Source organism: Pseudomonas guariconensis, assembly GCF_024127895.1.
Taxonomy (GTDB): Bacteria; Pseudomonadota; Gammaproteobacteria; order Pseudomonadales; family Pseudomonadaceae; genus Aquipseudomonas; species Aquipseudomonas guariconensis_B.
Window position 1 is genome coordinate 97,390 of the sequence record NZ_JAMYBK010000015.1, and the last position, 26,649, is coordinate 124,038.

Here is a 26,649-nt window from a genome sequence, read left to right on the forward strand (position 1 = left end):
GCTAGGTCACGGGCATTCGGGTGCAGCTGCAGGGCGTTCCCCTGCAGTTCCGGTATGTATGTTTCAAGACCGGATGACGGATGTGCCAATGTTCCTGTACTTTCCAGCCAGGGGCAAACGGATATTCCTGCCGCTATCGATGAGCTTTATGAATGAATTACCGCCACCTGACACCCTCGATGTCGCTGTTGTTGGCCTTCGAGGCCGCCGCCCGGCACGAAAGCTATACCCGCGCCGCCGCCGAGCTGTCGCTGACCCAGAGCGCGGTCAGCCGGCAGGTGCAGGCCCTGGAGCAGCAGCTTGGGCTGACGCTGTTTCGCCGCGAGGGGCGCCAGGTCCAACTGACCGATGTCGGCCGCCTGTACCAGCGCGAACTGAGCGAAGCCCTGGGCCGCATCCGCAGCGCCACCTTGCAGGCGCTGGCCTATCAGTCCGGCGTCGGCACCCTGCGCCTGGCCACCCTGCCCACGTTCGGCTCGAAATGGCTGCTGCCGCGCCTGCATGCGTTCTACAGCGCCCACCCAGGGATGCTGGTACACATTCATTCGCGGATCGAAGCCATCAACTTCGACACCAGCGAGATCGACGCCGCCATCGGCGTGGCGACCCATGACCTGCCGGGGTTGATCTGCCATCGGCTGCATGCCGAGGAGCTGGTGGTGATCCTGCCACCGGAGGCTGCGGGCGACCCGCAAGGCTGGAGCCCGGCGCGCATCAGCGAGCAGGTGCTGCTGAATGTCGCCAACAACCCCCATGCCTGGGGCGAATGGTTCTCCCACCACGCCCTGGCGCACCGAGCCATGCGCCTGGGGCCGAGCTTCGAGCTGACCTCGCACCTGATCCAGGCGGTACGGGCCGGGATCGGCATCGGCCTGGTGCCGCGAATCTTGGTGGAGGAAGAGCTGGCCAGCGGGGAGCTGTTCAGCGCCGGGTTGCCGTTCGCCAGCCAGCGCAGCTATTACCTGATCTACCCACCGCGCAACGAGGCATTGCCATCGTTGCGGGCGTTTCGCAGCTGGTTGCTGGAGCAGATCTGAGCCTATTGGGTGGGCACTATTTTCACCGCCCTTTGGGGCGCGAAGCGGCCCCGAAATTACACTGCCCGACATTAGCCGACCCTGACAGCAAAAAACCCGATGCCAGTCACCTGGCATCGGGTTTCCCAAGCCTGCGCCTGAGCGCTTACTTGGCCACGCTACCCACCGCAGCGTGGCGCTGCTGGCCACGCTTGCTCTTGAGCAGGTAGCACACGTACATCACCACCAGCCACACCGGAATCGCATACACCGAGATCTGGATCCCCGGAATCTGCAGCATGATGCCCAGGATCAGCACCACGAAGGCCAGGCACAGGTAGTTGCCATAGGGGTACCACAGCGCCTTGAACAGCGGCTTCTGGCCGGTACGGTCCAGGTGCTGGCGGAACTTCAGGTGCGAGTAGCTGATCATCGCCCAGTTGATCACCAGTGCCGCGACCACCAGCGACATCAGCAGCTCCAGGGCGTGCTGCGGGATCAGGTAGTTGAGCAGCACCGCCACCAGGGTGACGCCCGCCGACGCCAGGATCGAGCGTACCGGTACGCCACGCTTGTCGATCTTCGCCAGGCCCGCCGGAGCATCGCCCTGCTCGGCCATGCCGTAGAGCATGCGCGCATTGCAGTAGGTGCCGCTGTTGTACACCGACAGTGCCGCGGTCAGGACCACGAAGTTCAGCAGGTGGGCGGCCACGTCGCTACCCAGCAGGGAGAAGACCTGGACGAATGGGCTGCTGCCGTAGCTGCCGCCAGAGGCATCGATGCTGGCCACCAGGCTGTCCCACGGGGTCAGCGAGAGCAGCACCACCAGGGCGCCGATGTAGAAGATCAGGATACGGTAGATGACCTGGTTGATCGCCTTGGGGATCACGGTACGGGGCTTGTCGGCCTCGGCTGCGGTGAAGCCGAGCATTTCCAGGCCGCCGAAGGAGAACATGATGATCGCCAGGGCCATGACCAGCCCGCTCACGCCATGGGGGAAGAAGCCGCCATGGGCCCAGAGGTTGGTGACCGAGGCTTCAGGGCCGCCGCTGCCACTGGTCAGCAGGTAGGCACCCAGGCCGATCATGCCGACGATGGCCAGGACCTTGATGATCGCGAACCAGAACTCGGCCTCGCCGAACACCTTGACGTTCATCAGGTTGATGGCGTTGATCAGCAGGAAGAAGGCAGCCGCCGTGACCCAGGTGGGGATCTCCGGCCACCAGTAGTGGACGTACTTGCCGACCGCCGACAGCTCCGACATGCCGACCAGGATGTACAGCACCCAGCAGTTCCAGCCGGACAGGAAGCCGGCGAAGCCACCCCAGTACTTGTGGGCGAAGTGGCTGAAGGAGCCGGCCACCGGTTCCTCGACGATCATCTCGCCCAGTTGGCGCATGATCATGAAGGCGATGAAGCCGCAGATGGCATAGCCGAGGATCATCGACGGACCGGCGGACTTCATCACGCCGGCCGAGCCCAGGAACAATCCGGTACCGATCGCGCCTCCCAGGGCGATCAGCTGGATATGGCGGTTTTTCAGGCCCCGCTTGAGCTCGCCTGACTGCATGTTGTGTCCACTCATGAACGAAGTCACCTGCTTGTTTTTATCTGTGACGGAATCGGACCCACCGCGCTCGTGGCGCAGCGGAATGGGCAAGGTGGTTACCTTGGGTTTCTCGGGACTCGGGCAAGAGCCCTGGGCGGATCAACCGGGAGTCGGCGAGAGTGCGTGGTACGCATAGGGGTCACAGGTAAAACGCGGCGCATTGTATACCCCTGCGCACGCGCAGGCGTCAACGCGTTGCGTCGTTTCCTGATGAAAAAACGCACCGGTCCTGGGGGGAAAGCCTGGAAAGGCGGAGTGATCGGCGTACATGGCGCCTCCATTTGTTGTTTTCGATGCCCGGCTCTGCGGCCCGGGCCTTGCACACGGCAATGGCGCTATATCAACGCGGGGCGAGGGTTTGGACAAGGGGGCGGGAGGGGCGGGAAAAGCGCTGGGACGGCGGATGCGGCAAGTTCTGTTTACAGGCGGGGGAAAGAGTAGGGAATTCACCCTGATTCGTAAAAAAATCCTTACAAGGCGGTGTGAAAAGTTTCCGCTGCTTGAAGAAATATCTGTGGGATCAGGTAGTTAGGGACTGCCCATTTGCGCCCCTATCGCGACACAAGGCCGCTCCCACAGGCACAGCGCTGTGCCTGTGGGAGCGGCCTTGTGTCGTAATAGGGGCGCGAAACGGCCCCAGGCAATCGCTGCTCAGCCGCGCGGCTTGCCGCGACCACGCCCCACGGGCTTGTCGCCGTCGGGCCGGGCCGGGCGCTTGCGCATCTCGCTCGGACGCTCCGCCACGGTGCTACCGCGACCACCCTTGCGCGGTGCGGCCTCTTCGCGAGCAGGGCGCGCCGGACGCTCGGCCTGGCCCTCATGGGCCGGACGCAAGGTACGCACACGCTCGCCACGCCCCAGCGGGCGGGTGGACTTGCGCTGCATGCGCTCGAGCTTGTCCTTGGCCTTGAGGTTCAATGCCGGCAGCGCCACCGGCTGCAGCCCGACCTCGGCGGCGAGGATGTCGATCTCGCCCTGGGTCATCTCGCGCCAGCGCCCCATGGGCAGGTCGGCATTGAGGAACACCGGACCGAAGCGTACCCGCTTGAGGCGGCTGACCACCACGCCCTGGGATTCCCACAGGCGGCGTACCTCACGGTTGCGGCCTTCCATCACCACGCAGTGGTACCAGTGGTTGAAGCCTTCACCGCCCGGAGCCTTCTGGATATCGGTGAACTTGGCCGGGCCGTCCTCGAGCATCACGCCGGCCTTGAGTCGCTCGATCATGTCGTCGTCGACCTCGCCGCGCACCCGTACCGCGTACTCGCGGTCCATCTCGTAGGACGGGTGCATCAGGCGGTTGGCCAGCTCGCCATCGGTCGTGAACAGCAACAGGCCGGTGGTGTTGATGTCCAGGCGGCCGATGTTGATCCAGCGGCCTTCCTTCGGCCGCGGCAGGCGGTCGAACACGGTCGGGCGGCCCTCGGGGTCGTCACGGGTGCAGATCTCGCCATCGGGCTTGTTGTACATGATCACCCGGCGGGTCGCCTCGGCGGCTTCCACGCGCTTGATCAGCTTGCCATCGACGGCGATGGCGTCGTGCAGGTCGACGCGCTGGCCGAGGGTGGCTTCGACGCCATTGACCTTGATCCGGCCCTGGCTGATCCAGGCCTCGACATCACGGCGCGAGCCGACGCCAATGCGCGCCAGCACCTTCTGCAGCTTTTCGCCGGACGGCGGGGTAGGTTGGGTTTCCTGCAGGTCTTTGTCACTCATCTGGGCACCTCCCGGTGTATGTAGTGAAATCGGTCTTGGCGACGGATGCGCCAAAGGGGCGCGCATCATACGCGGTTCGACGGGCGAACGCACTGGAGACTAGCGGGTTTTCTTGCGCGCGCCCCGGTTTTCCGCCCGAAGGTTTTCGGCAGGTCATGCCGGGCCGCCGCGAATGGGCCGGCACCGCCTACGACTTAGGTTCGTCCTCGACCTCGGCCTGCGGGGCCTCATCGCGCAAATCGTCGAAATCGGTCTTGAGCCCCTCTTCCATGGCATCGAGCTCCACCAGCAGGGTGCGGAAACTGGTTTCCTCGGCAGGCGGCGCAGCCTCGCCCTCCTCGCCCAGGCTGGCATCGGCCAGGGCCTGCAGGTGCGCAGGCACCGCGGCCTCGTCGGGGTCGAGCAACGGCCCCGGCTCCAGTTCGCGCAGCTCGGCCAAAGGCGGCAGCTCGTCGAGGCTCTTGAGATTGAAATGGTCGAGGAACGCCTTGGTGGTAGCGAACATGGCCGGCCTGCCAGGTACCTCGCGGTAACCGACGATACGGATCCACTCGCGCTCCATCAGGGTCTTGATGATGTTGCTGTTGACCGCTACGCCACGCACGTCCTCGATCTCGCCGCGGGTGATGGGCTGGCGGTAGGCGATCAACGCCATGGTCTCCAGCAGGGCACGGGAATAGCGCTGCGGACGCTCCTCCCACAGCCGCCCGACCCAGGGTGCGAAGTCCTCGCGGATCTGCAGACGGTAGCCGGTCGCCACCTCCTTGAGCTCGAAGGCACGGCCGCTGCAGGACTTGCCCAGGACCTCCAGGGCCTTCCGGAAGACAGCAGGCGCCGGGCGCTCGGCTTCCTCGAACAGCTCGTACAAGCGCTCCAGGGATTGCGGCTTGCCGGATGCCAGGAGGAAGGCCTCGATCAGCGACGCCAGGTCGCGGGGTTCGTTCAGGTTCATCGTATGGGGGCTGGCTCGTTGTCACTCGGCCCGGGCACGGACATGGATCGGGGCGAAGGGCTCATTCTGCACCAGTTCGACGAGCGATTCCTTCACCAATTCGAGAATCGCCATGAAGGTGACCACCACGCCGAGCTTGCCCTCCTCTGCCGTGAACAACTCGACGAAGGGCACGAAGCCGCCCCCCTTCAGGCGCTCGAGCACTTCGCTCATGCGCTCGCGGGTAGACAGCGCCTCGCGGGTGACCTGGTGGCTTTCGAACAGGTCGTTGCGGCGCATCACCTCGGCCATGGACACCAGCAACTCTTCCAGGCTGACCTCGGGCAACAGCTTGCGCACCTTGGCCTGGGGCGCGTCGAGGCGCGGCACGACGATCTCGCGGCCGACCCGGGGCAACTCGTCGATGCCCTCGGCGGCGGCCTTGAAGCGTTCGTACTCCTGCAGGCGGCGGATCAGCTCGGCGCGCGGGTCGCCCTCCTCTTCCTCCACTTCGCTGGAGCGCGGCAACAGCATGCGCGACTTGATCTCCGCGAGCATGGCGGCCATCACCAGGTACTCGGCGGCCAGCTCCAGGCGTACGGACTTCATCAGTTCGACATAGGCCATGTACTGGCGGGTGATCTCCGCCACCGGGATGTCGAGGATGTCGATGTTCTGCTTGCGGATCAGGTACAGCAGCAGGTCCAGCGGGCCCTCGAAGGCCTCCAGGAAGACTTCCAGCGCATCCGGTGGAATGTACAGGTCCACCGGCAGCTCGGTCACCGCCTCGCCGTAGACCAGCGCCAACTGCAGTTGCTGGGGAGCCTCGGCGTCGCTGGGCGGCGCCTCGGGCGCATCCACCTGGCTCACGCGAGCGCCAGGAACGGCGCGGGGTCGCCGCAGCCGACGCGGATCACTTCCGGTTCGTCGCCGGCCAGGCTGATCACGGTCGAGGCCTTCAGGTCGCCGAAACCACCGTCGATGATCAGGTCGACGTGGTGCTCCAGGCGCTGGCGGATCTCGTAGGGGTCGGTCATCGGCTCTTCGTCCCCCGGCATGATCAGGCTCACGCTCATCAACGGCTCGCCCAGCTCTTCGAGCAAGGCCAGGACGATCGGGTTGGACGGCACCCGCAGGCCGATGGTCCGGCGTTTCTCGTGCAGCAACAGCCGTGGTACTTCGCGCGTGGCATTGAGGATGAAGGTGTACGGCCCGGGGATGTGCGCCTTGAGCAGGCGGAAGGTGGCCGTGTCGATCTTGGCGAACAGGCCCATCTGCGACAGGTCGCAGCACAGCAGGGTGAAATTGTGGTTCTTGTCCAGTTGGCGCAAGCGCCGGACCCGCTCCACGGCGGTCTTGTCACCGATCTGACAGCCCATCGCGTAGGCCGAGTCGGTGGGGTACACCACCACGCCACCCTTGCGGATGATCTCGACGGCCTGCTTGATCAGGCGTGCCTGCGGATTTTCCGCATGGATCTGGAAGAATTGGCTCACGTAGTCGTCCTGTTCATACCGCCATAGGCTGTTCATGGCTGAATCGGCGCCACAAAGGTGGCAGGTCCTCGGGCAGTGGCCGGTAGGCACCGATCTCGCCCCAGGTGCCGGGGCCGTGGAAATCACTGCCGGCGCTGGCCAGCAGACCGAACTCACGGGTGAGGATGGACATCGTGCCCACCTGCTCGGCCGGCATCATCCCGTTGACCACCTCAAGCGCCTGCCCGCCTGCCTGAATATAGTCGGCAATCAGCCGTCTGCGCTTGCTGCGTGTGAGTTCGTAGTGCATGGGATGGGCCAGGCTCACCCATGCGTTGGACTGGCGCAGGGTCGCGACGGTTTCCTCGAGCGTCGGCCAGTGCAGCTTGACGTCGCCCAGCTTGCCGGCGCCCAACCACTTGCGGAAGGCCTCGCCGCGGTCCTTGACGTGCCCGGCACGCACCAGGAACTCGGCGAAGTGCGGGCGTGCCGGGGCGTTGTCGCTGTCGCCCAGCGCCTGCTGCACGGCACGCGCGCCTTCGAGGCTGCCCGGCATGCCCTTGGCCGCCAGGCGCCGGTCGATTTCCTCGGCGCGCAGCCAGCGGCCACGGTGCAAGGCCTCGATGGCCTCGAGCAGCGGCGCTGCGTCGAGCGGGAAGTGATAGCCCAGCACATGGATGGTGGCGCCACCCCAGGTGCACGACAGCTCCACACCACTGACCCATTGCATGCCTCGCTCGCGGCAGGCCTGGCGCGCCTCGGGCAGGCCCTCGATGGTGTCGTGGTCGGTGAGCGCCAGTGTCCGCACGCCGTGCTCATGGGCCCGGGCGACCAGTGCCGAGGGCGACAGGGCGCCGTCGGAGGCCGTGCTGTGACAGTGCAGATCAACATTCATGGAGGAGCGCTTTCGCTGGAATCGATGTTTGATATTATGCCGTCACATCCCGCTTCTGGCTGCCACTGTGAAACAATTCATCGATTTCATCCCGCTGCTGCTGTTCTTCATCGTCTACAAGCTCGATCCGCGCCCCCTCGAAATCGCCGGCCATGGCTTCGAGTTGGGCGGCATCTACAGTGCCACGGCGGTGCTGATCATCAGCTCGCTGGTGGTCTACGGGGCGCTGTTCGTGCGCCAGGGCAAGCTGGAAAAAGGCCAGTTGCTGACCCTCGTGGCCTGCCTGGTGTTCGGCGGCCTGACCCTCGCCTTCCACAGCGAGACCTTCCTCAAGTGGAAGGCCCCGGTGGTCAACTGGCTGTTCGCCCTGGGCTTCGCCGCCAGCCACTTCATCGGCGACCGGGTGCTGATCAAGCGCATCATGGGCCATGCCGTGGCCCTGCCCGACGCCATCTGGACACGCCTGAACCTGGCCTGGATCGGCTTTTTCCTGGTCTGCGGCGCGGCCAACCTGTTCGTCGCCTTCACCTTCCAGGACATCTGGGTCGACTTCAAGGTGTTCGGCAGCCTGGGCATGACCGTGATCTTCCTGGTGGCCCAGGGCGTGTACCTCTCGCGCCACCTGCACGACAGCGATCCCTCCACCTCCAAACCCAAGGATTGACATGCTCTACGCCATCATTGCCAGCGACGTCGAAGGTTCCCTGGAAAAGCGCCTGGCCGCCCGCCCCGCGCACATCGAGCGCCTGCAGCAGCTCAAGGCCGAAGGCCGCGTGGTACTGGCCGGCCCGCACCCGGCGATCGACAGCAACGACCCGGGCGAAGCCGGCTTCAGCGGCAGCCTGATCGTCGCCGAGTTCGATTCCCTGGCCGCGGCCAAGGCCTGGGCCGATGCCGACCCGTACGTCGCCGCGGGCGTCTACGACAAGGTCGTGGTCAAGCCGTTCAAGCAGGTCCTGCCCTGAGCAGCGAGACGACCTCGGTGCCGGCCTGAGCCGTTTTTGGGGCCGCTTCGCGCCCCATCGCCGGCAAGCCGGCTCCCACACAGGCTGTGTGAAAACCTCCAATGCTTTTTCAGGATCGCGCTTCTACGCGAAATCTGGAAAAGCTTGGCTGCTCAACTCACCCAGAATACGCGTAGAAGCGCGATTTTTAGGTTATTTTTTGAACAGCCCGATTGCTCGGAGGGTTTTCACACAGCCTGCACAGGGATAGCGTTGAACGTGAGGCTTGCGCCATCCTGTGGGAGCTGGCTTGCCAGCGATGGGCTGCAAGGCAGCCCCAAGCTGCAGCCACCGCTGCCCTTCGGCTCATCTATTCCGACGAACGGCCGACAACCTCCTGAACCGATAGGAATCAGGAGTTCCAATGCGTCAAGGTCCGATGTCCCTGCTGCTTTGCCTGTTGTTGCTGTCCCCTTTCGCCACTGCCCAGCAACCCTTGTCGCTGGAAGCCGGTGCCCGCATCACCGAGCTGCAACAGCGCCTGGAAGAGAGCGAGAAGCAACGCGCCACGCTCGCCCAGCAGTTGCAGAACGCCGACAGCGAGCGGCTGGATGCCCAGCTCACCCGCCTGCGCCAGGAGAACCAGCGCCTGAAGCTGGCGATCAAGGAACTGCAGGCCAGCCCTGCCCAGGCCCTGCTGACCGACCAGCAGCTGTGGTTCCTGATCGGTTCGGCCGTTGCACTGTTCTCGGCCGTCTGCGGTATCTTTGCCAGTGGCGGACACAGGAGACGCCGTCAATGGTTGAATTGAGTGAGTCATGAGCGAGCTGTTACTGATTGACGATGACCAGGAACTCTGCGAGCTGCTCGGCAGCTGGCTGGTCCAGGAAGGTTTTGCGGTACGCGCCTGCCACGACGGCCAGAGCGCGCGCCAGGCCTTGGCCGAGCACGCCCCTTCGGCGGTGGTGCTGGACGTGATGCTGCCCGACGGCAGTGGCCTGGAGCTGCTCAAGCAGCTGCGCAGCGAGCATGCCGACCTGCCGGTGCTGATGCTCTCGGCGCGGGGCGAGCCGCTGGACCGCATCCTCGGCCTGGAGCTTGGGGCCGACGACTACCTGGCCAAGCCCTGCGACCCGCGCGAGCTCACTGCCCGCCTGCGCGCCGTGCTGCGCCGCAGCCACCCGGCCGCCAGCAGCAGCCAGGTCGAGGTCGGCGACCTGACCTTCAGCCCTGCACGGGGTGTGGTCAGCATCGACGAGCGCGAGATGACCCTGACCCTTTCCGAGAGCCGCATCCTCGAAGCCCTGCTGCGCCAACCGGGCGAGCCACTGGACAAGCAGGAGCTGGCGCAGGTCGGCCTGGGACGCAAGTTGACGCTGTACGACCGCAGCCTGGACATGCACGTCAGCAACCTGCGCAAGAAGATCGGCCCACACGCCGACGGCCGCCCTCGCATCGTCGCCCTGCGCAGCCGGGGCTACTACTACAGCCTCTAACCAAGCTGCAAGCTAGAAGCAGATCACGCGACCGACACCGATCCGCTCTTGTCTTGCAGCTTGAAGCTGTCTTTACCCAGCCTTTACCGTCCGCTGACCGCCCTTGACCTTGATCCCCCTAGACTGGGCTCATCCGGTAATCACCGGCCCATGAAAGGAGAAACACCATGCGCAAGACCCTTATCGCCCTGATGTTCGCCGCCGCCCTGCCGACCGTAGCCATGGCCATGCCCGACGGCGGCCCGCGCCACAACGGCCCGCATCATCGCGGTGACGCGCCTTTCGCCCAGCTGGACCTGAGCCGCGAGCAACGCCAGCAGATCGGCAAGCTGATGGGTGAGCAGATGAAGCAGCGCCGCGACATCACCCAGCGCTACCTGGACAAACTGCCCGCGGCCGAGCAGAAAGCCCTGAAGGACGAGCTCAAGGCCAGCCACGACAAGACCCAGGCCGACATCCGCGGCCTGCTCAAGCCTGAGCAACAGAAGAAGTTCGACGAACTGCAGAAGAAACGTGCCGAACGCAAGGCCGAGTGGAAAGAGTTCCAGGCCTGGAAGGCTGAAAAAGCCGGCAAGGCCCAGTAAGCTGTCACCCCCCTGCCCGGCCCGCTCCCATGCGGGCCGGGTTTTGTCCGTTCGTTGGAGGAGCCTGTCTTGCGTTCACTGTTCTGGCGCATCCTGGCCAGTTTCTGGCTGGCCATTACCCTGGTCGCCGGCCTGTCGATCCTGCTCGGCCACATGCTCAACCAGGACGCCTGGATCCTCAGTCGCCACCCTGGCCTGAACACCCTGGCCAGCCACTGGGCCCGGCATTACGAACAGGAAGGCAGGGAATCCGCCCAGCACTTCCTGGAACGGCGCAAACAGCGCTTCAAGATCGATGTCCAGGTGCTCGACGACAGCGGCGAGGCCGTGGTGCCTGGCACCTTCCCGCGCCGTGCCGCAGCCTTCGAGGCGCGCCAGCACAACGATCAGCGTCGCCTGCCCTGGCGTCGCCTGACCGAGGAATACACCAGCCCCTATAGCGGCGAGACTTACCTGCTGATCTACCGCATCCCCCACCCGGCGCTGGACGCCTGGCACCGCGAGAGCCTGCTCTGGCCGCTCAGTGCCCTGGGCATCGCCCTGGTGGTACTGACCCTGTTCAGCCTGCTGGTGACCCTGTCCATCACCCGCCCACTCAGCCGCCTGCGCGGCGCGGTGCACGACCTTGGCCAGACCAGCTACCAGCAGCACAGCCTGGCCCGTCTGGCCGCCCGGCGCGACGAGTTCGGCGTGTTGGCCAACGACTTCAACAAGATGGGGGCGCGCCTGCAGAGCCTGATCGGCAGCCAGCGCCAGCTGCTGCGCGATGTGTCCCACGAACTGCGCTCGCCCCTGGCGCGCCTGCGCATCGCCCTGGCCCTGGCCGAGCGCGCCGGCCCCGAGCAGCGCCAGACGCTATGGCCACGCCTGACCCGCGAGTGCGACCGCCTGGAAGACCTGATCAGCGAGATCCTCGCCCTGGCCCGGGTCGATGCCGAACAAGCCCACAGCGAGGCTGTCGACGTCAACGCCCTGCTCGGCAGCGTGCGCAAGGATGCCCAGCTCAGCGCCCCGGAGCAGGACGTGCGCCTGGAAGCCACGCCCGGCCTGACCTTGCAGGGCTGGCCAACGCTGATCGAACGTGCCGTGGACAACCTGCTGCGCAATGCCTTGCGCTTCAATCCGCCGGGGAAACCGATCGAGATCCGTGCCAGCCGTGAACAAGACCGCGTAGTACTGAGTGTGCGCGACCATGGCCCTGGGGTAGCCGAGGAGCACCTGGCGCAACTGGGCGAGCCTTTCTTCCGCGCACCGGGGCAGGAGGCGCCAGGGCACGGCCTGGGGCTGGCCATCGCCCGGCGAGCGGCGGAACGCCATGGGGGCAGCCTGGTGCTGAGCAATCACCCGCAGAGGGGCTTCATCGCCAGGCTGGAGTTACCCCTGGCCGAGGCGATGGGCAGTTGAATCCCGGGGGCACGAAGCGGCCCCCAAAACCCTCATTCGCCCCAGGCACTGACGAACTGGGCAGTCTCCAGCACCGGCGCGGTCCGCGGCTCGCTCACCGGCGTGCCCAGGTACAGGTAGCCGATCAGCTCCTCGTTGTCCGCCAAGCCCAGCCCCCGATGCACATGGGCATCGAACGCCATGTCGCCCGTGCGCCACACCGCGCCGATACCCTGGGCATGGGCAGCGATGAGAATACCGTGTGCCGCACAGCCCGCGGCCAGGCGCTGCTCCGACTTGGGCACCTTGAAATGATCCTGCAGGCGTGCGATCACCACGACCAGCAGGGGCGCCCGCAGCGGCATGGCGCGCGCCTTGTCCAGCGCGGCCTGGCTGGCATCGCCCTTGTTCTGCACGGCTTCGGCGAACAGCTCACCGAGCTTTTCCCGGCCCGTCCCCTCGATGGTCAGGAAGCGCCAGGGGCGCAGTTGGCCATGGTCCGGGGCACGCAGCGCCGCCTGGAACAGCGCCTCGCGCTGGGCGGCATTGGGCGCCGGGTCGGTGAGGCGTGGCACGGAAACACGGTTGAGCAATGCGTCGAGAGCCTCCATAGGCTACCCTCCTGGCAAACGAAATGTGCGGCCATTCTCAAGCTGCGAGCGACAAGCTGCAAGCTTCAGGAAAAAGCCGGCCATGCACAGCCCGCTGTTTCTTGCAGCTCGCAGCTTGTCGCTTGCAGCTGCCTGACCCACAGGTAGAATGGCGCCCTTCCGTTTCGAGTCAGAGCAGATCACATGGCGTTGCCGACCTTAAGGATCATTGGTTTCATCATCGGCATCTTCCTGATCACCCTGGCGGTCAGCATGGTCGTGCCCATGGCGACCCTGGTGATCTTCGAGCGCACCGGCGACATGCCGTCGTTCCTCTGGTCGAGCCTGATCACCTTCGTCGCCGGCCTGGCCATGGTCATCCAGGGCCGCCCCGAACACGTGCGCCTGCGGCCTCGCGACATGTACCTGCTGACCGTCAGCAGTTGGGTGGTGGTGTGCGTGTTCGCCGCCCTGCCCCTGCTCCTGACCCAGCACATCAGCTATACCGACGCCTTCTTCGAAAGCATGTCCGGCATCACCGCCACCGGCGCCACGGTGCTCAGCGGGCTGGACAACATGTCGCCAGGGATCCTGATGTGGCGCTCGATGCTGCACTGGCTCGGCGGCATCGGCTTCATCGCCATGGCGGTGGCGATCCTGCCGCTGCTGCGCATCGGTGGCATGCGCCTGTTCCAGACCGAGTCCTCGGACCGCTCGGAGAAGGTCATGCCACGCTCGCACATGGTCGCCAAGTCGATCGTGCTGGTGTACATCGGCATCACCCTGCTCGGCAGCCTGGCTTTCTGGTGGGCCGGCATGACCCCGTTCGACGCCGTCAACCACGCCATGTCGGCGATCTCCACCGGCGGCTTCTCCACCTCGGATCAATCCCTGGCCAAGTGGGACATGCCGGCGGTGCACTGGGTCGCGGTGGTGGTGATGATCCTCGGCAGCATGCCGTTCACCCTGTACGTGGCCACCTTGCGCGGGCACCGCAAGGCACTGTTCAAGGACCAGCAGGTCCAGGGCCTGCTCGGCCTGCTGGTCGCGACCTGGGTCGTCCTTGGCACCTGGTACTGGGCCACCACCAGCCTGCCCTGGCTCGACGCCTTGCGCCACGTGGCACTGAACGTCACCTCGGTGGTCACCACCACCGGCTTCGCCCTGGGCGACTACAGCCTGTGGGGCAACTTCTCGCTGATGCTGTTCTTCTACCTGGGCTTCATCGGCGGCTGCTCGGGGTCGACCGCTGGCGGGATCAAGATCTTCCGCTTCCAGGTGGCCTACATCCTGCTCAAGGCCAACCTCAACCAACTGATCCACCCGCGCGCGGTGATCAAGCAAAAGTACAACGGCCACCGCCTCGACGAGGAGATCGTACGCTCGATCCTGACCTTCTCGTTCTTCTTCGCCATCACCATCTGCATCATCGCCCTGTTGCTGTCACTGCTGGGCGTGGACTGGATGACCGCCCTGACCGGCGCCGCCGGCACCGTCTCGGGCGTCGGCCCTGGCCTGGGCGAGGTGATCGGCCCGGCCGGCAACTATGCCAGCCTGCCGGACGCGGCCAAGTGGATCCTCGCCGGCGGCATGTTGCTCGGCCGCCTGGAGATCATCACGGTGCTGGTCTTGTGCATGCCGGCATTCTGGCGTCACTGACCCAGGATACGCCCCGCTAGTGGGGCGCGTGCCGCTGCAACGGGGGCGCGAACGAAGCCGCCCCGGCACCGAGGCGGGCACGGTACTCGCTGGGCGTGACGTCGAACCAGCGCCGGAACGCCCGGAAGAAATTGCTCGGATCGGCGAACCCCAGCAGGTAGGCGCTTTCCAGCAAAGTCATGCCGGGCTGGGCCAGGTACTGCTCGGCCAGCTCCCGACGGGTATCGTCGAGCAAGGCCTGGAAGCTCGTGCCCTCCTCCTGCAGGCGGCGCTGCAGGGTCCGCTGGGACAGGTGCAGGGCCTGGGCGACCGTCTCGCGCTTGGGCTCGCCCTGGGGCAGGATGCGGCACAGCACCTGGCGTACCCGGTGGGTCACCCGGCTTTCCGAGAAACGCGCCAGGTATTCCCCGGCAAAGCGATCGTGCAGGATGGCCATGGCCTCGTTGGCGGTGGGCAGCGGCGCCTCCATGTCGGCACGCTCCAGCACCAACGCATCATGGGGCGCACCGAACACCAGCGGCGCATGGAAGGCCACCTTGTACGGCTCGACGTTCTTCGGCTGCGGCCCCTGGATCAGCACCCGCCGCGGCTGGACCGCCCGCCCGCTGAGCCAGGTGCACAGCGACAACGCGCAGGCCAGCGACGCCTCGGCGCTGTGGCGGGTCGGGGGCAGATGGTCACCGTGCACGGTCAGCGTCAGGACATAGCCGTCCGGCTCCAGGCGGAAACTCAGGTCGGAACTCTCGGCGATGATCCGCTGGTAGCGCACCAGGCGCTCGAAGCCCTCGGCCAGGGTGCGGCTGGACATCAGCGCATAGCCCACCACGTGGAACGAGGCCGGACGCACCACCCGCGCCATGTTCAGGCCGATGGCCTCGTTGCCGGACAGCTCCACCGCCAATTGCCAAAGGCGGGTCATGTCGTCCTGGGGGAAACGTGCGTCCGGGTCGTCGAGGGCGGCGAAGTCCAGCCCGAGCTGCTTGAACATGGCCCGGCAATCGAGCCCTTCCAGCTCGAGCGCCTTGACGATCCCTGATGCCCAGCTGGCTGACGTGGTTCTTTCACTCATGACAGGCTTCTTGTGCTGACCGCTCCTGCGGTGAACCCAAAGGATACTCATTTGGCGCCTATTGTCACTGGCCGGCTCCGCCAATGACTCTAGACTCGAATCAGGCTCCACGCCGTGTATCCTGTCCAGAACGCGAATCCTCCGGGAGCACAGCCATGAACCGCAGAGCGCAGTTCCGCAGTTTTGCCGAGTTCTACCCTTATTACCTGGGGGAGCACAGCAACCCCACCTGCCGTCGCTTGCACTTCGTCGGCACCAGCCTGGTCATCGCCCTGCTGGCCTATACCTTTGCCAGTGGGAGCTGGTGGTTGCTGCTGGCGATGCCCGTGGCAGGCTATGGCTTTGCCTGGGTTGGGCATTTCTTCTTCGAGAAGAACCGTCCGGCGACGTTCAGCCATCCGCTGTATAGCCTGATCGGCGACTTCGCCATGTTTCGCGATATTTTGCGGGGCAAGATCGGTCTCTAGAGAGGTGACCAGCTGGTCAGGAGCTTGCAGCTCGTCACTGCATCTCCCCACCACTATTGAGATGGTGTGAATATCCATTCGCGGCGGTGATGCCACTGATGCTTTTCGCCTTTACGGCGACCTACTTTTGCTCGCGGGCAAAAGTAGGCATGGACCTGCCCCTTAACGAGACCTACACCGCTTCCTGCACCCCGACCTGCCGCTCGGCGGCTTCGCGCGCCTGGGCCTCGGCGAAGCGGTACAGCTCGATGCTGCCATCCCAGTGTTCGATCAGGGCGGTGCAGGATTCCACCCAGTCGCCGCAGTTGAGGTATTCCACCGCGCCAACCTGGCGGATCTCGGCATGGTGGATGTGCCCGCAGACCACGCCATGGAAGCCACGCCGGGTGCACTCGTGGGCGATGGCGTCCTCGAAATCGCTGATGAAGTTCACCGCGCCCTTGACCTTGTGCTTGAGGTACGCCGACAACGACCAGTAACCATAGCCATAACGGGCCCGCCAGTGGTTGAGCCAGCGGTTGAGCACCAGGGTGAACTCGTAGGCGCGGTCGCCGAGGAAGGCCAACCAGCGGTGGTAGCGGGTGATCACGTCGAACTGGTCGCCATGGATCACCAGCAGGCGCCGGCCATCGGCGGTCAGGTGTTCCGCCTCATCCACCAGTTGGATGTTGCCCAGGACCAGCTTCGAGTAGCGGCGCAGGAATTCGTCATGGTTGCCAGTGACGTAGATCACCTCGGTACCGCGCTTGCTCATGGTCAACAGGCGGCGGATGACGTTGGTGTGTGCCTGGGGCCAGTAGATGCCGCCGCGCAGCTTCCAGCCATCGATGATATCGCCGACCAGGTAGAGGCGGTCGGCCTGGTAACGCTTGAGGAAATGCGACAGGTGCTCGGCCTGGCAATCCCGGGTGCCCAGGTGCACGTCGGAGATCCACAGGGTGCGCACGCGCTGCTTGCGTGACGGGCGGGCGAGTTCGACGTGGGTCATGGGGTGGCCTCCGGCGCTGTTTGCTGGAGACTGGCAGGTCCAGGTGACAGGCTGGTGGCAGTCGCGTGACGGCTGGTCGTGCGTTGGCAAAAGCGCTGTGGAAACCGGCTTGCCAATGATCAGGCCCCGCCCGCTGTGTACAATGGTGCCCTGCCCAGGAGGCCCCCCATGCACACAGGCCCGCTCCTTTCCCTGCGCCATTACCGCGATGACCTGATCGCCCACAGCCATGAGCACCCACAACTGGTGTTCGGCCTGCGCGGGCGCCTGGACTTCGAGGTGCAAGGCCGCGGCGCACGGATCGACCGCCAGGACCTGATGGTGGTGCCGGCCGGCACCCACCATACCTGTGGCAGTACGGCCGGCAGCCATTGCCTGGTGCTGGACATCCCGGGCGAACACTGGTTACGCGAACAACTGGGCGAGCACGCCGACACCAGCCGCCGCCTGCTCGATCGCCCCGGCACCCTGGGCCTGGACAGCCGCCAACAGCAGTTGGTGGACTGGCTCGCCGCCAGCCCCGTGGACGACCCGCTGATCGCCCGCCAGGGCGCGGCCCTGCTGCTGGCCAGCCTCAACGCCCATGCCGCGCCCGGCGTGCCGCAACGGCGCCTGCCCTACGCGGCGTTCGATACCCATATCGAGCAGCATGCCGCCTACCCCCTGCAAGTGGCCGATCTGGCCCGCCTGGCCGGCCTCTCCACGGCACGCCTGCATGCGCGCTTCACCGCCGAATGCGGCCTGACACCCATGGACTACATCCGCCAGCGCCGCCTGCTCAAGGCTCGTCGCCTGCTCAAGGAAACCCAGCTGCCGGTCGGCGAGATCGCCGCCCAGGTCGGTTATAGCTCGCAGAGCGCCTTCAGTGCCGCCATGCTCCGAGACTTCGGCCACTCACCCATGGCCTTGCGCCGCGAGCCTGACGACAACTGACGCGAGGATGGCGACAGACACCCGCTGGCCATGCTCGTAGACTGACACCCCACCGCGAGAGCCCCTCGAACCTGAAGATGGACATACAGGGTCAACGACCGTTGTCACAAAGGATGACCATGAACCACCGCACCGCCCTCGGCGCCCTGCACATCGGCGCGCTGTTCTTCGGCCTCACTGGCGTCTTCGGCAAACTGGCCGCCAGCGCCAGCCCCGCGATCATCGTCTTCGGCCGCGCCGCCTTCGCGGTGCTCGCCCTGGGCCTGTTCGCCAGCCTGGCGCGCCAGAGCTGGCAGCCACTCAAGCGTCACGACCTGCGCCGCCTGTTGCTTGGCGGCGTGCTGCTGGCCGGGCACTGGGTGAGCTTCTTCGTCGCCGTCAAGGTCGGCGGCGTGGCCATCGCCACCCTGGGCTTCGCCAGTTTCCCGGCCTTCACGGTGATCCTCGAGGGCCTGCTGTTCCGCGAGCGGATCCGCCGCAACGAAGCGCTGCTGGTGCTGCTGGTCAGCATCGGCCTGGTGCTGGTCACGCCCGAGTTCGACCTGGCCAGCGAGGCCACCGGCGGGCTGCTCTGGGCGCTGCTGTCCGGCCTGCTGTTCTCGCTGCTGTCGCTGGTCAACCGTGCAGGCTCCGGGCGCCTGCCGGCGGTACAGGCGGCGCTGTGGCAGAACCTCGTGGTGGCCCTGTGCCTGCTGCCGGTGGCCGCCCCCGGCCTGGGTGTCGTCACGCCGATGGACTGGCTGTGGATCGCCCTGCTCGGCATCTTCTGCACCGGCGTCGCCCACAGCCTGTTCGTCGCCAGCCTGGCGGTGATCAAGGCGCGTACCGCCGCGGTGGTGTTCGGCATGGAGCCGGTCTACGGTATCGCCATGGCCTGGGTGGTGTTCGCCGAAACGCCGACCCTGCGCATGCTCGCCGGCGGCGTGCTGATCATCGTCGCCATCGTGCTGTCCAGCCGCCTGGCCGCCGAGCAGCCGCCCCGGCAACGGCCCATGGCCGAAGGCGCCTGATCAACGATCGTTGTGGCCCAGGTCACGCTGCGGATCGATATGGTCGCGCAGCCGCTGCTTGAGCACCTTGGCTTCGGGGAAGCCGCCATCGGCCTTGCGCTCCCAGAGCTGCACACCATCGCAGGTGATGCGGAACACCCCGCCGGTGCCCGGCTCCAGGGCCACCCGGCCGAGGTCGTCGGCGAACGTGCTCAACAACTCCTGAGCCAGCCAGGCAGCGCGCAGCAGCCACTGGCACTGGGTGCAATACGTGATAACGATTTCTGGCTTGGTATTGGCCATGGGTGGACCTCTCCTGGTGGGTGGCCGCTTATACTAGCGGTCTTTGCCCACCGCTTTGAGACCCACGATGCGCCGCCTGCTGTTCTGCCTCCTGCTGACGCTCACCTCCTTCACCGCCCTGGCTGCGGAACCCGCCCGGCCCAAGGTCGGCCTGGTGCTGTCCGGCGGCGCTGCCCGCGGCCTGGCGCATATCGGTGTGCTCAAGGCCCTGGAGGAACAGGGGGTGCGCATCGATGCCATCGCCGGCACCAGCATGGGCGCGGTGATCGGCGGGCTGTACGCCTCCGGCTATAGCGTCGAGGAGCTGGAGAAACTGGCCAGGACCCTCGACTGGCAACAGGCCCTGTCCGACGCACCGCCGCGCAAGGACGTACCGTTCCGGCGCAAGCAGGACGACCGTGACTTCCTGGTCAAGCAGAAGCTGAGCTTTCGCGACGATGGCAGCCTCGGCCTGCCCCTGGGCGTGATCCAGGGCCAGAACCTGTCCCTGCTGCTGGAGAGCAAGCTGGCCCACACCGCCGACACCCGCGACTTCGACAAGCTGCCGATCCCCTTCCGCGCCGTGGCCACCGACATCGCCAGCGGCGAGAAGGTGGTGTTCAGCCGCGGCCACCTGCCCCAGGTGATCCGCGCCAGCATGTCGATCCCGGCAGTGTTCGCCCCGGTGGAGCTGGACGGCCGCCTGCTGGTGGACGGCGGCATGGTCGACAACATCCCGCTGGACGTGGCCCGCGACATGGGTGTCGACCTGGCCATCGTGGTCGATATCGGCACACCCCTGCGCGACCGCAAGCAACTGGCCACGGTGGTCGATGTGCTCAACCAGTCGATCACCCTGATGACCCGGCGTAACTCCGAGGAGCAATTGGCCAGCCTGCGCAGCGAAGACATCCTCATCGAACCGCCCCTGGCGGCGTTCGGCGTGACCGATTTCGGCCGTGCCCAGGACATGATCGACGCCGGCTACCGCGCCACCCGCGCGCTCGATGCACGCCTGGCCGCGCTGCGCCAGGAGGGCGACAGCGGCTTGGCGATCGCCCGTTCGCCGCGCCAACGCACCCCCGTCATCACCGCGATCAAGGTGGAGAACGACTCCAAGGTCAGCGACGACGTGATCCGCTACTACATCCGCCAGCCCCTGGGCGAGCCGCTGGAGCTCGACCGCCTGCAGACCGACATGGGCACGCTCTACGGCCTGGATTACTTCGACCGGGTGCAGTACCGGGTGGTGCACAAGGGTGACGACAACACGCTGGTGATCAACGCCCGAGGCAAGCGTGGCGGCACCGACTACCTGCGCCTGGGGCTGAACCTGTCGGACGACATGCGCGGCGACAGCGCCTTCAACCTGGGCGCCAGCTACCGGGTCAACGGCATCAACCGGCTGGGCGCGGAATGGTTGACCCGCGCCCAGATCGGCGACCAGCAGGAGCTCTACAGCGAGTTCTACCAGCCCCTGGACGTGGGCTCGCGTTACTTCATCGCGCCCTACCTGGACCTGGGTTCGCAGAACATCGAGGCGACCCTGGACAACGACCCGATCGCCGAGTACCGCCTGGAGCGCTACGGCTTCGGCCTGAACCTCGGTCGGCAGATCGGCACCTACGGCGAGGTGCGCTTGGGCGTGGGCAAGGCCTGGGGCGAGGCCGAGGTGCGCATCGGCGACCAGGACCTGCCCAAGGTCAGTTTCAACGAGGGCTTCTACGAGCTGAAGTACTCGTTCGACACCCTCGACAACCTGTACTTCCCCCACAGCGGCGAAGAGATCGGCCTGAGCCTGCGCAAGTACGACACCTCCCTGGATTCGGACGAGAACTACCGGCAATGGATCTTCAACCTGGACAAGGCCTTGAGCATCGGCCCGAACACCTGGGTACTGGGCGGGCAATACGGCCGTACCCTGGACAAGACGGAGGTGGTGACCTCGAGCTTCGTGTTTGGCGGCGCCCGGCAGTTGTCGGGCTTTCGCCAGGACTCGGTATCCGGCCAGAACATGAGCCTGGTGCGCATGGTCTACTACCGCCGCCTCACCCCTCGGGCCTACCTGCCGCTGGACTTCCCGCTGTACCTGGGCGGATCACTGGAACGCGGACGGGCGTGGAACAACGACAACGAATTCGACAGTGGCTACATCAATGCGGCGAGCATCTTCCTCGGCCTGGAGACACCGCTGGGCCCGCTGAACCTCAGCTACGGCGCCAACAGCGAGCACGAAAAGGCGGTATACCTCAACCTCGGGCACACGTTCTGAGCGGCAAGCTGCAAGAAAAAACGGATCGCGTGGGCAACATCGATCCGCTTGTTCTTGTGGCTTGCCGCTTGAAGCTTGTAGCTCGAAGCTCAGGACTTCTCGAGATTGGCGAGGATCTTGGCATGCACCCGCATGCAGACCTCCAGGTCGGCCTCGTCGACCCCAGTGAACAGCTCCACCCGCAAGGCATTGGCGATGGTCTCGATCTGCTCGATCAACGGCTTGGCCGGCGGGCACAGCAAGATCTTCTTGGCCCGCCGATCCTCCATCACCGCCTGGCGACGCACCAGCCCCTGGCTCTCCAGGCTGTCGAGCAGACGTGCCAGTGTCGGGCCTTCGACGCCCACGCTCTGGGCCAACTCGCGTTGGGTCGGCGCCTCCTCGAAACGGGCCAGGTGCAGGAGCACCAGCCAGCGGGCCTGGGACAGATTGAGCCCAGCCAGGCGGCGGTCCAGCTCGGCACGCCAGCCGCGAGACATCTGCGCCAGCTGCATGCCGAAGCGGTGTTGGTTGTCGGTCAGGGGCATAAGCAACTCTATGGATAGAACTAATTGTTAGTCAGCTAACCATGCCCCGGGCCAACAGGCAAGGCTCGCCAGCCCGGAAACGTCCGATAATCGTCAAAAAGGATGACAAAGGTCAGCGGATGGCCGAAATGCCGGCGATCAGAGTTCGAACTCCGCCGCCAGCGCCGCCCGTACGCAATGCAGTACCCCCTCCGGCACCCGCGACCCGAACTGCGGGATCACCGCAGACACCGGCGGCAACTCGCCTTCGCCATCGAGGAAGGTGTCCTGCACCTCCATCAACAGGTCCTCAGGCAGATCCAGGGCCTGCTCCAGGCTCAGTTCCTGGCGGCCGATGGCCTCGGCCAGCAAGTTGTAGACATTCTTCTCGGTGCAGTCGAGCTGGCCGGCGATCTGTGCCGGGGTCATGCCGGCGCGAGCCAGGCTGACCAGTTCGTGACGCAGGTCGAGCACCACCTTCGGCGCCGCTTCGCCGCTGCCGCCGTTGAGCACCTCGAGGAAGGCCTGGCCGTAGCGCTCCAGCTTGCGCGCACCGACCCCACTGACCTGGGCCATCTCGGCGAGGCTGGTCGGCTGGCTGCGCAGCATCTCCAGCAGCGTCGAGTCGGGGAAGATGACATACGGCGGCACGCTGTGTTCCTCGGCCAGCTTGCGCCGCAGGGCACGCAGGGCCTCCCACAGCTCGCGCTCCTCGCCACGCACCAATTGGCTGGCCGGGCTGCCGCCGGAGGCCTTGGCCACGGCCTGCGGCTTGAGATCGCGGCGCAGTTGCAGGTTCACTTCGCCACGCAGCAGCGGCCGGCAACTGTCGGACAGCCGCAGGCCGCCGTAGCCCTCCAGGTCGATGTCCACCAAGCCACGGGCCACCAGTTGACGGAACAGCGAACGCCATTCGACCTCCGCCATGGCCTTGCCGACACCGAACACCGAAAGCTTCTCATGGCCGAAGTTGCGCACCTTCTCGGTGTCCTTGCCCAGCAGCACGTCGACCAGGTGGCCGACGCCGTAGCGCTGGCCCGTGCGGTACACCGCCGACAATGCCTGGCGGGCCGGCTCGGTGGCGTCCCAGGTCTGGATCTGGTCGACGCAGTTGTCGCAATGGCCGCAAGGTTGCTCGAGGACCTCGTCGAAATACGCCAGCAGGGCCTGGCGGCGGCAGCGGGTTTCCTCGCAGAGGGCGAGCATGGCGTCGAGCTTGTGCTGCTCGATGCGCTTGTGGCGCTCGTCGCCGTCGGAGTTCTGCAGCATCTGCTTGAGCATCACCATGTCCTGCAGGCCGTAGGCCATCCAGGCGTCGGACGGCAGGCCATCACGGCCGGCACGGCCGGTTTCCTGGTAGTAGGCTTCCAGCGACTTGGGCAGGTCCAGGTGGGCGACGAAGCGCACGTTGGGCTTGTCGATGCCCATGCCGAAGGCGATGGTGGCGACCATGATCAGCCCTTCCTCGTTGAGGAAGCGGTGCTGGTTGGCCGAACGAGTCTCGGCGGCAAGGCCTGCATGGTAGGGCAAGGCCGGGAAGCCCTGCTCGCAGAGGAAGGCGGCGGTTTCGTCGACCTTCTTGCGTGACAGGCAGTAGACGATACCGGCGTTGCCCCGCCGCTCGCCGAGAAACGCCATCAACTGCTTGCGCGGCGACTCCTTGGGCACGATGCGGTAGAAGATGTTCGGCCGGTCGAAACTCGACAGGAAACGCTCGGCCCCCTGCAGGTGCAGGCGCTGGACGATCTCTTCGCGGGTGCGCATGTCGGCCGTGGCGGTCAGGGCGATGCGCGGCACATGGGGGAACAGCTCGGCCAATTGGCCCAACTGCAGGTACTCGGGACGGAAGTCGTGGCCCCATTGCGAGACACAGTGGGCCTCGTCGATGGCGAACAGGGCGATGTCCAGGGTGCGCAGGAACTCCAGCATGCGCGGCTGCACCAAGCGCTCCGGCGCCAGGTACAAAAGCTTCACCTCGCCGCGGCGCAGGCGCCCGGCCAGCTCGCGTTGCTGCTCGGGGCTCAGGGTCGAGTTCAGCGACGCAGCGGCTACGCCCAGCTCGTCGAGGGTAGCGACCTGGTCATCCATCAGCGCGATCAGCGGCGAGACCACGACCGCCAGGCCTGGGCGCAACAGCGCCGGCACCTGGAAGCACAGGGACTTGCCACCACCGGTGGGCATCAGCACCAGCGCATCGCCGCCACTGGCCACGCATTCGATGATCGCTGCCTGGCGCCCCCGGAAACTGTCGTAGCCGAAGATATCCTTGAGGACACGCTGAGCCTGTTCGAGCATTGCACACTCCAAAATCGCCATACCATCCTGGACACAGGCTGGACGAAAAACCCGCTGCCCACACTCGTGAATGCGTAAGCGGCTTTTGCCGGAGGACCGGGAAACGGCGCCCCTGGATGAAAAATCGCGGATTATACCCCACTGCCCGGCTGCACAGGGTGCCCCGGGATCTTCCCGCGACAGACGTTCCCTTTGCCCCGCATCCGCCGCAAGGTGCTAGAATTCACTATCGTTTATTCCCCCAAGGTAGCCCTGTAATGTCCTTCGCCGAGCAATTGACCCGCCTGCAAGCCTTCCTCGACGCCGACGATCTGCACGAGGAAGCGCTGGACTACGTCGCCGCCCATGGCTACCTGACCGCGCTGTCGATCTGCTCGGAAGACGTCCCCGAGCGCGAGTGGATCGACGCGCTGTTCGCCGAAGAGCCCCACTACGCCAGCGAAGCCCAGCGCACCGAGATCGAGGCCACGCTGGTGGCGCTCAAGGCGCATATCGGCCGCCAGCTGGCCAGCGACGACGAATTCGAGCTGCCTTGCGACCTGGACCTGACCGACGAGCCGGACGATTCCGACCTGCGCGGCTGGTGCATCGGCTTCATGGAAGGCGTTTTCCTGCGGGAGGAAGCCTGGTTCGAGAACGCCGAGGAGGAAGTCAGCGAGATGCTGCTGCCGATCATGGTCGGCTCGGGCCTGTTCGACGAACAACCCGAGTTCGCCGACATCGCCAGCAATGCCAGCCTGCAGGACGACATGATCGTGCAGATCCCCGAGGCACTGACCGCGCTGTTCCTGCTGCTGCACGCCCCTGACGAGAAACCGGCCCTGCTCAAGCCGCGCCATCACTGAGCCGGCTGTGCGCTACCTGCTGCTGGCCATTGGCTGGCTCAGCGTTGCGCTGGGGGTGCTGGGAATCTTCTTGCCGGTGTTGCCCACCACGCCCTTCCTGCTGCTCGCGGCGGCCTGTTTCGCCCGCAGCTCGCCGCGTTTCCACCATTGGCTGGTCCATCACCCCAAGCTGGGCCCGTGGATCCGCGACTACCTGAGCGGCGCCGGCATCCCGCTCAGGGGCAAGGTCTACGCCATCGGCCTGATGTGGGCCAGCATCAGCCTGTCGTGCTACCTGGTACCGCTGTTCTGGGCGCGCGCCTTCATGCTCGCCAGCGCGGTGCTGGTGAGCTTGTATATTCTCAAACAGAAGACCTTGCGCCGGCCTGGTTGAAAAAATTCCATGTGCCTCACAACGATCGTTTTTTCCCGCCACTCGGCAGCCTATTTCTTACTTCGCCTAGCATTTGAAACCACTTGTTTCTAATAACGCCTTACGAAGTTCAGATAGCGAAATATCCTACAAAGTTTTAGGAAGCTAAAAATCCCCCAAGAAGTGATTCCTCGCTAGTGTTCAGGCTCACCCTAAGCACCCTGGCTGCTCATGAGGATCACCCATGTTCGATAAAACCGATCTGCGTAATAAGAAAAGCAATACGGCAAGCCGTGCTTATGACGTCACTGAAAGCAGAGTACAGGTTTTGCTCGAAGAATCCGCATGGATCAATAATCCCTCGTCCCATGACACCTCCCCACCTAGGTCTCCATCGAAGCCCATAGGCTACCCAGCCGACCCCGAGTTCCGGTTGCGTGGTGGCTACGCCAACCCAATGGTTGATGCCGCAATGCCTCTGTTTGGACTGGCGATGCGCTTACGGACACTGGACGCGCTTCCCCATATCGTCGAAGTGCGCGAGAAAGTGCACAACCAGATTTCGGCCATCCTTGAGGAAATGGCCCAGAAAGGTTATGAGCCCGCCCAACTGCAGGCCTATTCATATGCACTGTGCCTGCACCTCGATGAAATCGTCATGTGCAGGCCGTGGGGCAAGAACTCTATCTGGAGCGAGCGGCCACTGCTGAGTGATTTCCACCAGGAAACCCAAGGTGGCGAGAAAATTTTCAAGATCCTGTCACAGATGATGCAGGAGCCGCAGCGTTTCAAGGACGTTCTGGAATTCACTTACTTGTGCTTGTGCCTTGGCCTGAAAGGCAAGTACGCCATCGAGCCCAGGGGCGACGAATTATTGCAAGCGCTGCTCAACGAAATATACGCAGTGATTCGAGAACTTCGTGGTCCGGTCCCGAAAGAACTGTGCGACCCATTGAGCAACGTCGCCCCTCGTAACTTTCGTATGAAACGACAGTTGCCATGGTGGGTTCCTCTGGTGATCTCCGCTGTGATCATGGCAGGTATATATAGCTATTACAGCTACCGTCTGAACCTGATTACTACGGAGGTATTACAGTCACTCGACGGCATTCTGCAGCAGTAACAGGCAACTGTTCGATAACCCCGCATCAAGTTGTTGCGGGATTGACCTCGTCAAACAAAGGCCATTGCCCTTCGAGAATTGCCATGCCTAGCCAATCCGATCTGCGTTACAGCTTCCAGCCCCTTGTTGGCAACGCCTTGTTCGAGGTGGTGTCGTTCAAGCTCCACGAAGCCCTCAGCACACCCTTCACGTTGCACCTGGAGCTGGTCAGCTTCGACGACGATGTCGCC

27 protein-coding genes are annotated in these 26,649 nt (G+C 65.0%); 15 read left to right on the forward strand and 12 right to left on the reverse strand.

The window, feature by feature from the left end; all coding sequences use genetic code 11:
* Positions 1–152: 152 nt before the first annotated feature.
* On the forward strand, positions 153–1,037 hold the full coding sequence (locus NJF35_RS16320; protein ID WP_253081472.1) for a LysR substrate-binding domain-containing protein: 885 nt from the start codon (positions 153–155) through the stop codon (positions 1,035–1,037).
* Positions 1,038–1,182: 145 nt separating this feature from the next.
* Here NJF35_RS16320 and NJF35_RS16325 read toward each other — a convergent pair whose 3' ends face one another.
* The 6 genes from NJF35_RS16325 to NJF35_RS16350 form a co-directional block, all read right to left on the reverse strand.
* Positions 1,183–2,601, reverse strand: a complete 1,419-nt coding sequence (locus tag NJF35_RS16325) for an amino acid permease (RefSeq protein ID WP_225789372.1) — start codon at positions 2,599–2,601, stop codon at positions 1,183–1,185.
* 675 nt (positions 2,602–3,276) lie between these two features.
* Entirely contained in the window at positions 3,277–4,341 is a 1,065-nt protein-coding gene (gene rluB / locus NJF35_RS16330; protein WP_225789737.1) for a 23S rRNA pseudouridine(2605) synthase RluB, read from the reverse strand.
* Between the two features lie 187 nt (positions 4,342–4,528).
* On the reverse strand, positions 4,529–5,293 hold the full coding sequence (scpB, locus tag NJF35_RS16335; protein ID WP_225789738.1) for an SMC-Scp complex subunit ScpB: 765 nt from the start codon (positions 5,291–5,293) through the stop codon (positions 4,529–4,531).
* Between the two features lie 21 nt (positions 5,294–5,314).
* Complete coding sequence (locus tag NJF35_RS16340) at positions 5,315–6,013, reverse strand: segregation and condensation protein A (protein WP_225789849.1); 699 nt, start codon at positions 6,011–6,013, stop codon at positions 5,315–5,317.
* Between the two features lie 125 nt (positions 6,014–6,138).
* Positions 6,139–6,768, reverse strand: coding sequence for an L-threonylcarbamoyladenylate synthase (locus NJF35_RS16345; RefSeq protein ID WP_225789739.1), 630 nt, complete (start codon positions 6,766–6,768; stop codon positions 6,139–6,141).
* A 13-nt stretch (positions 6,769–6,781) separates the two neighbouring features.
* Entirely contained in the window at positions 6,782–7,642 is an 861-nt protein-coding gene (locus NJF35_RS16350) for a PHP domain-containing protein (protein ID WP_225789740.1), read from the reverse strand.
* A gap of 67 nt (positions 7,643–7,709) precedes the next feature.
* Here NJF35_RS16350 and NJF35_RS16355 point away from each other — a divergent pair, with 67 nt between their 5' ends.
* From NJF35_RS16355 to NJF35_RS16380, 6 genes are all read left to right on the forward strand, one after another.
* Positions 7,710–8,306 (forward strand): septation protein A, encoded by a 597-nt coding sequence (locus NJF35_RS16355; RefSeq protein WP_225789741.1) that lies wholly within the window; start codon positions 7,710–7,712, stop codon positions 8,304–8,306.
* 1 nt (position 8,307) lies between these two features.
* A complete protein-coding gene (locus NJF35_RS16360; RefSeq protein ID WP_225789742.1) occupies positions 8,308–8,607 on the forward strand; it encodes a YciI family protein in 300 nt (99 codons plus the stop codon).
* Between the two features lie 403 nt (positions 8,608–9,010).
* Positions 9,011–9,397 (forward strand): translation initiation factor 2, encoded by a 387-nt coding sequence (locus NJF35_RS16365; RefSeq protein ID WP_253081468.1) that lies wholly within the window; start codon positions 9,011–9,013, stop codon positions 9,395–9,397.
* A 7-nt stretch (positions 9,398–9,404) separates the two neighbouring features.
* On the forward strand, positions 9,405–10,082 hold the full coding sequence (locus NJF35_RS16370; RefSeq protein WP_225789744.1) for a response regulator transcription factor: 678 nt from the start codon (positions 9,405–9,407) through the stop codon (positions 10,080–10,082).
* A gap of 167 nt (positions 10,083–10,249) precedes the next feature.
* A complete protein-coding gene (locus NJF35_RS16375; RefSeq protein WP_225789745.1) occupies positions 10,250–10,666 on the forward strand; it encodes a Spy/CpxP family protein refolding chaperone in 417 nt (138 codons plus the stop codon).
* A gap of 69 nt (positions 10,667–10,735) precedes the next feature.
* The gene (locus tag NJF35_RS16380) at positions 10,736–12,070 is read left to right on the forward strand and encodes a sensor histidine kinase (protein ID WP_253091268.1); all 1,335 of its coding nucleotides are present in this window, start codon (positions 10,736–10,738) and stop codon (positions 12,068–12,070) included.
* Between the two features lie 32 nt (positions 12,071–12,102).
* On the opposite strand, the gene NJF35_RS16385 is transcribed toward NJF35_RS16380, so the two are convergent.
* Entirely contained in the window at positions 12,103–12,660 is a 558-nt protein-coding gene (locus tag NJF35_RS16385; protein ID WP_225789747.1) for a nitroreductase family protein, read from the reverse strand.
* A gap of 183 nt (positions 12,661–12,843) precedes the next feature.
* Here NJF35_RS16385 and NJF35_RS16390 point away from each other — a divergent pair, with 183 nt between their 5' ends.
* Positions 12,844–14,298, forward strand: coding sequence for a TrkH family potassium uptake protein (locus tag NJF35_RS16390; RefSeq protein ID WP_225789748.1), 1,455 nt, complete (start codon positions 12,844–12,846; stop codon positions 14,296–14,298).
* Positions 14,299–14,314: 16 nt separating this feature from the next.
* On the opposite strand, the gene NJF35_RS16395 is transcribed toward NJF35_RS16390, so the two are convergent.
* Positions 14,315–15,367, reverse strand: a complete 1,053-nt coding sequence (locus NJF35_RS16395) for an AraC family transcriptional regulator (RefSeq protein ID WP_225789749.1) — start codon at positions 15,365–15,367, stop codon at positions 14,315–14,317.
* Between the two features lie 155 nt (positions 15,368–15,522).
* Between NJF35_RS16395 and NJF35_RS16400 the strand changes: the two genes are divergently transcribed.
* A complete protein-coding gene (locus NJF35_RS16400) occupies positions 15,523–15,834 on the forward strand; it encodes a DUF962 domain-containing protein (RefSeq protein WP_253091269.1) in 312 nt (103 codons plus the stop codon).
* 172 nt (positions 15,835–16,006) lie between these two features.
* Here NJF35_RS16400 and NJF35_RS16405 read toward each other — a convergent pair whose 3' ends face one another.
* The gene (locus tag NJF35_RS16405) at positions 16,007–16,822 is read right to left on the reverse strand and encodes a UDP-2,3-diacylglucosamine diphosphatase (RefSeq protein ID WP_225789751.1); all 816 of its coding nucleotides are present in this window, start codon (positions 16,820–16,822) and stop codon (positions 16,007–16,009) included.
* A 168-nt stretch (positions 16,823–16,990) separates the two neighbouring features.
* Here NJF35_RS16405 and NJF35_RS16410 point away from each other — a divergent pair, with 168 nt between their 5' ends.
* Positions 16,991–17,755: a helix-turn-helix domain-containing protein gene (locus NJF35_RS16410; protein ID WP_225789752.1), complete on the forward strand. Its 765-nt coding sequence runs from the start codon at positions 16,991–16,993 to the stop codon at positions 17,753–17,755.
* A gap of 119 nt (positions 17,756–17,874) precedes the next feature.
* Entirely contained in the window at positions 17,875–18,765 is an 891-nt protein-coding gene (locus NJF35_RS16415; protein WP_225789753.1) for a DMT family transporter, read from the forward strand.
* Here NJF35_RS16415 and NJF35_RS16420 read toward each other — a convergent pair whose 3' ends face one another.
* The gene (locus tag NJF35_RS16420) at positions 18,766–19,047 is read right to left on the reverse strand and encodes a SelT/SelW/SelH family protein (protein WP_225789754.1); all 282 of its coding nucleotides are present in this window, start codon (positions 19,045–19,047) and stop codon (positions 18,766–18,768) included.
* Between the two features lie 67 nt (positions 19,048–19,114).
* Between NJF35_RS16420 and NJF35_RS16425 the strand changes: the two genes are divergently transcribed.
* Positions 19,115–21,298 carry a patatin-like phospholipase family protein gene (locus NJF35_RS16425; protein ID WP_225789755.1) on the forward strand — a complete coding sequence of 728 codons (2,184 nt, stop codon included), beginning with the start codon at positions 19,115–19,117 and terminating at the stop codon, positions 21,296–21,298.
* An 89-nt stretch (positions 21,299–21,387) separates the two neighbouring features.
* On the opposite strand, the gene NJF35_RS16430 is transcribed toward NJF35_RS16425, so the two are convergent.
* Entirely contained in the window at positions 21,388–21,825 is a 438-nt protein-coding gene (locus NJF35_RS16430; RefSeq protein ID WP_225789756.1) for a MarR family transcriptional regulator, read from the reverse strand.
* A 138-nt stretch (positions 21,826–21,963) separates the two neighbouring features.
* On the reverse strand, positions 21,964–24,099 hold the full coding sequence (gene recQ, locus NJF35_RS16435) for a DNA helicase RecQ (RefSeq protein ID WP_253081465.1): 2,136 nt from the start codon (positions 24,097–24,099) through the stop codon (positions 21,964–21,966).
* Positions 24,100–24,356: 257 nt separating this feature from the next.
* Here recQ and NJF35_RS16440 point away from each other — a divergent pair, with 257 nt between their 5' ends.
* The 3 genes from NJF35_RS16440 to icmH all read left to right on the forward strand — a co-directional run bounded on the left by NJF35_RS16440 (position 24,357) and on the right by icmH (position 26,419).
* Positions 24,357–24,944, forward strand: coding sequence for a YecA family protein (locus NJF35_RS16440; protein WP_225789758.1), 588 nt, complete (start codon positions 24,357–24,359; stop codon positions 24,942–24,944).
* Between the two features lie 7 nt (positions 24,945–24,951).
* The gene (locus NJF35_RS16445; RefSeq protein WP_225789759.1) at positions 24,952–25,317 is read left to right on the forward strand and encodes a YbaN family protein; all 366 of its coding nucleotides are present in this window, start codon (positions 24,952–24,954) and stop codon (positions 25,315–25,317) included.
* A 223-nt stretch (positions 25,318–25,540) separates the two neighbouring features.
* On the forward strand, positions 25,541–26,419 hold the full coding sequence (gene icmH, locus NJF35_RS16450; RefSeq protein WP_253081464.1) for a type IVB secretion system protein IcmH/DotU: 879 nt from the start codon (positions 25,541–25,543) through the stop codon (positions 26,417–26,419).
* Positions 26,420–26,649: the final 230 nt, after the last annotated feature.

What these genes read in the sequence shown, in the direction of transcription:
- NJF35_RS16320 (WP_253081472.1), top strand. Translation starts at nt 153, where the DNA reads ATGAATTACCGCCACCTGACACCCTCGATGTCGCTGTTGTTGGCCTTC.
- NJF35_RS16325 (WP_225789372.1), bottom strand. Translation starts at nt 2,601, where the DNA reads ATGAGTGGACACAACATGCAGTCAGGCGAGCTCAAGCGGGGCCTGAAA.
- rluB (WP_225789737.1), bottom strand. Translation starts at nt 4,341, where the DNA reads ATGAGTGACAAAGACCTGCAGGAAACCCAACCTACCCCGCCGTCCGGC.
- scpB (WP_225789738.1), bottom strand. Translation starts at nt 5,293, where the DNA reads ATGAACCTGAACGAACCCCGCGACCTGGCGTCGCTGATCGAGGCCTTC.
- NJF35_RS16350 (WP_225789740.1), bottom strand. Translation starts at nt 7,642, where the DNA reads ATGAATGTTGATCTGCACTGTCACAGCACGGCCTCCGACGGCGCCCTG.
- NJF35_RS16360 (WP_225789742.1), top strand. Translation starts at nt 8,308, where the DNA reads ATGCTCTACGCCATCATTGCCAGCGACGTCGAAGGTTCCCTGGAAAAG.
- NJF35_RS16365 (WP_253081468.1), top strand. Translation starts at nt 9,011, where the DNA reads ATGCGTCAAGGTCCGATGTCCCTGCTGCTTTGCCTGTTGTTGCTGTCC.
- NJF35_RS16370 (WP_225789744.1), top strand. Translation starts at nt 9,405, where the DNA reads ATGAGCGAGCTGTTACTGATTGACGATGACCAGGAACTCTGCGAGCTG.
- NJF35_RS16375 (WP_225789745.1), top strand. Translation starts at nt 10,250, where the DNA reads ATGCGCAAGACCCTTATCGCCCTGATGTTCGCCGCCGCCCTGCCGACC.
- NJF35_RS16385 (WP_225789747.1), bottom strand. Translation starts at nt 12,660, where the DNA reads ATGGAGGCTCTCGACGCATTGCTCAACCGTGTTTCCGTGCCACGCCTC.
- NJF35_RS16390 (WP_225789748.1), top strand. Translation starts at nt 12,844, where the DNA reads ATGGCGTTGCCGACCTTAAGGATCATTGGTTTCATCATCGGCATCTTC.
- NJF35_RS16395 (WP_225789749.1), bottom strand. Translation starts at nt 15,367, where the DNA reads ATGAGTGAAAGAACCACGTCAGCCAGCTGGGCATCAGGGATCGTCAAG.
- NJF35_RS16400 (WP_253091269.1), top strand. Translation starts at nt 15,523, where the DNA reads ATGAACCGCAGAGCGCAGTTCCGCAGTTTTGCCGAGTTCTACCCTTAT.
- NJF35_RS16405 (WP_225789751.1), bottom strand. Translation starts at nt 16,822, where the DNA reads ATGACCCACGTCGAACTCGCCCGCCCGTCACGCAAGCAGCGCGTGCGC.
- NJF35_RS16410 (WP_225789752.1), top strand. Translation starts at nt 16,991, where the DNA reads ATGCACACAGGCCCGCTCCTTTCCCTGCGCCATTACCGCGATGACCTG.
- NJF35_RS16415 (WP_225789753.1), top strand. Translation starts at nt 17,875, where the DNA reads ATGAACCACCGCACCGCCCTCGGCGCCCTGCACATCGGCGCGCTGTTC.
- NJF35_RS16420 (WP_225789754.1), bottom strand. Translation starts at nt 19,047, where the DNA reads ATGGCCAATACCAAGCCAGAAATCGTTATCACGTATTGCACCCAGTGC.
- NJF35_RS16425 (WP_225789755.1), top strand. Translation starts at nt 19,115, where the DNA reads ATGCGCCGCCTGCTGTTCTGCCTCCTGCTGACGCTCACCTCCTTCACC.
- NJF35_RS16430 (WP_225789756.1), bottom strand. Translation starts at nt 21,825, where the DNA reads ATGCCCCTGACCGACAACCAACACCGCTTCGGCATGCAGCTGGCGCAG.
- recQ (WP_253081465.1), bottom strand. Translation starts at nt 24,099, where the DNA reads ATGCTCGAACAGGCTCAGCGTGTCCTCAAGGATATCTTCGGCTACGAC.
- NJF35_RS16440 (WP_225789758.1), top strand. Translation starts at nt 24,357, where the DNA reads ATGTCCTTCGCCGAGCAATTGACCCGCCTGCAAGCCTTCCTCGACGCC.
- icmH (WP_253081464.1), top strand. Translation starts at nt 25,541, where the DNA reads ATGTTCGATAAAACCGATCTGCGTAATAAGAAAAGCAATACGGCAAGC.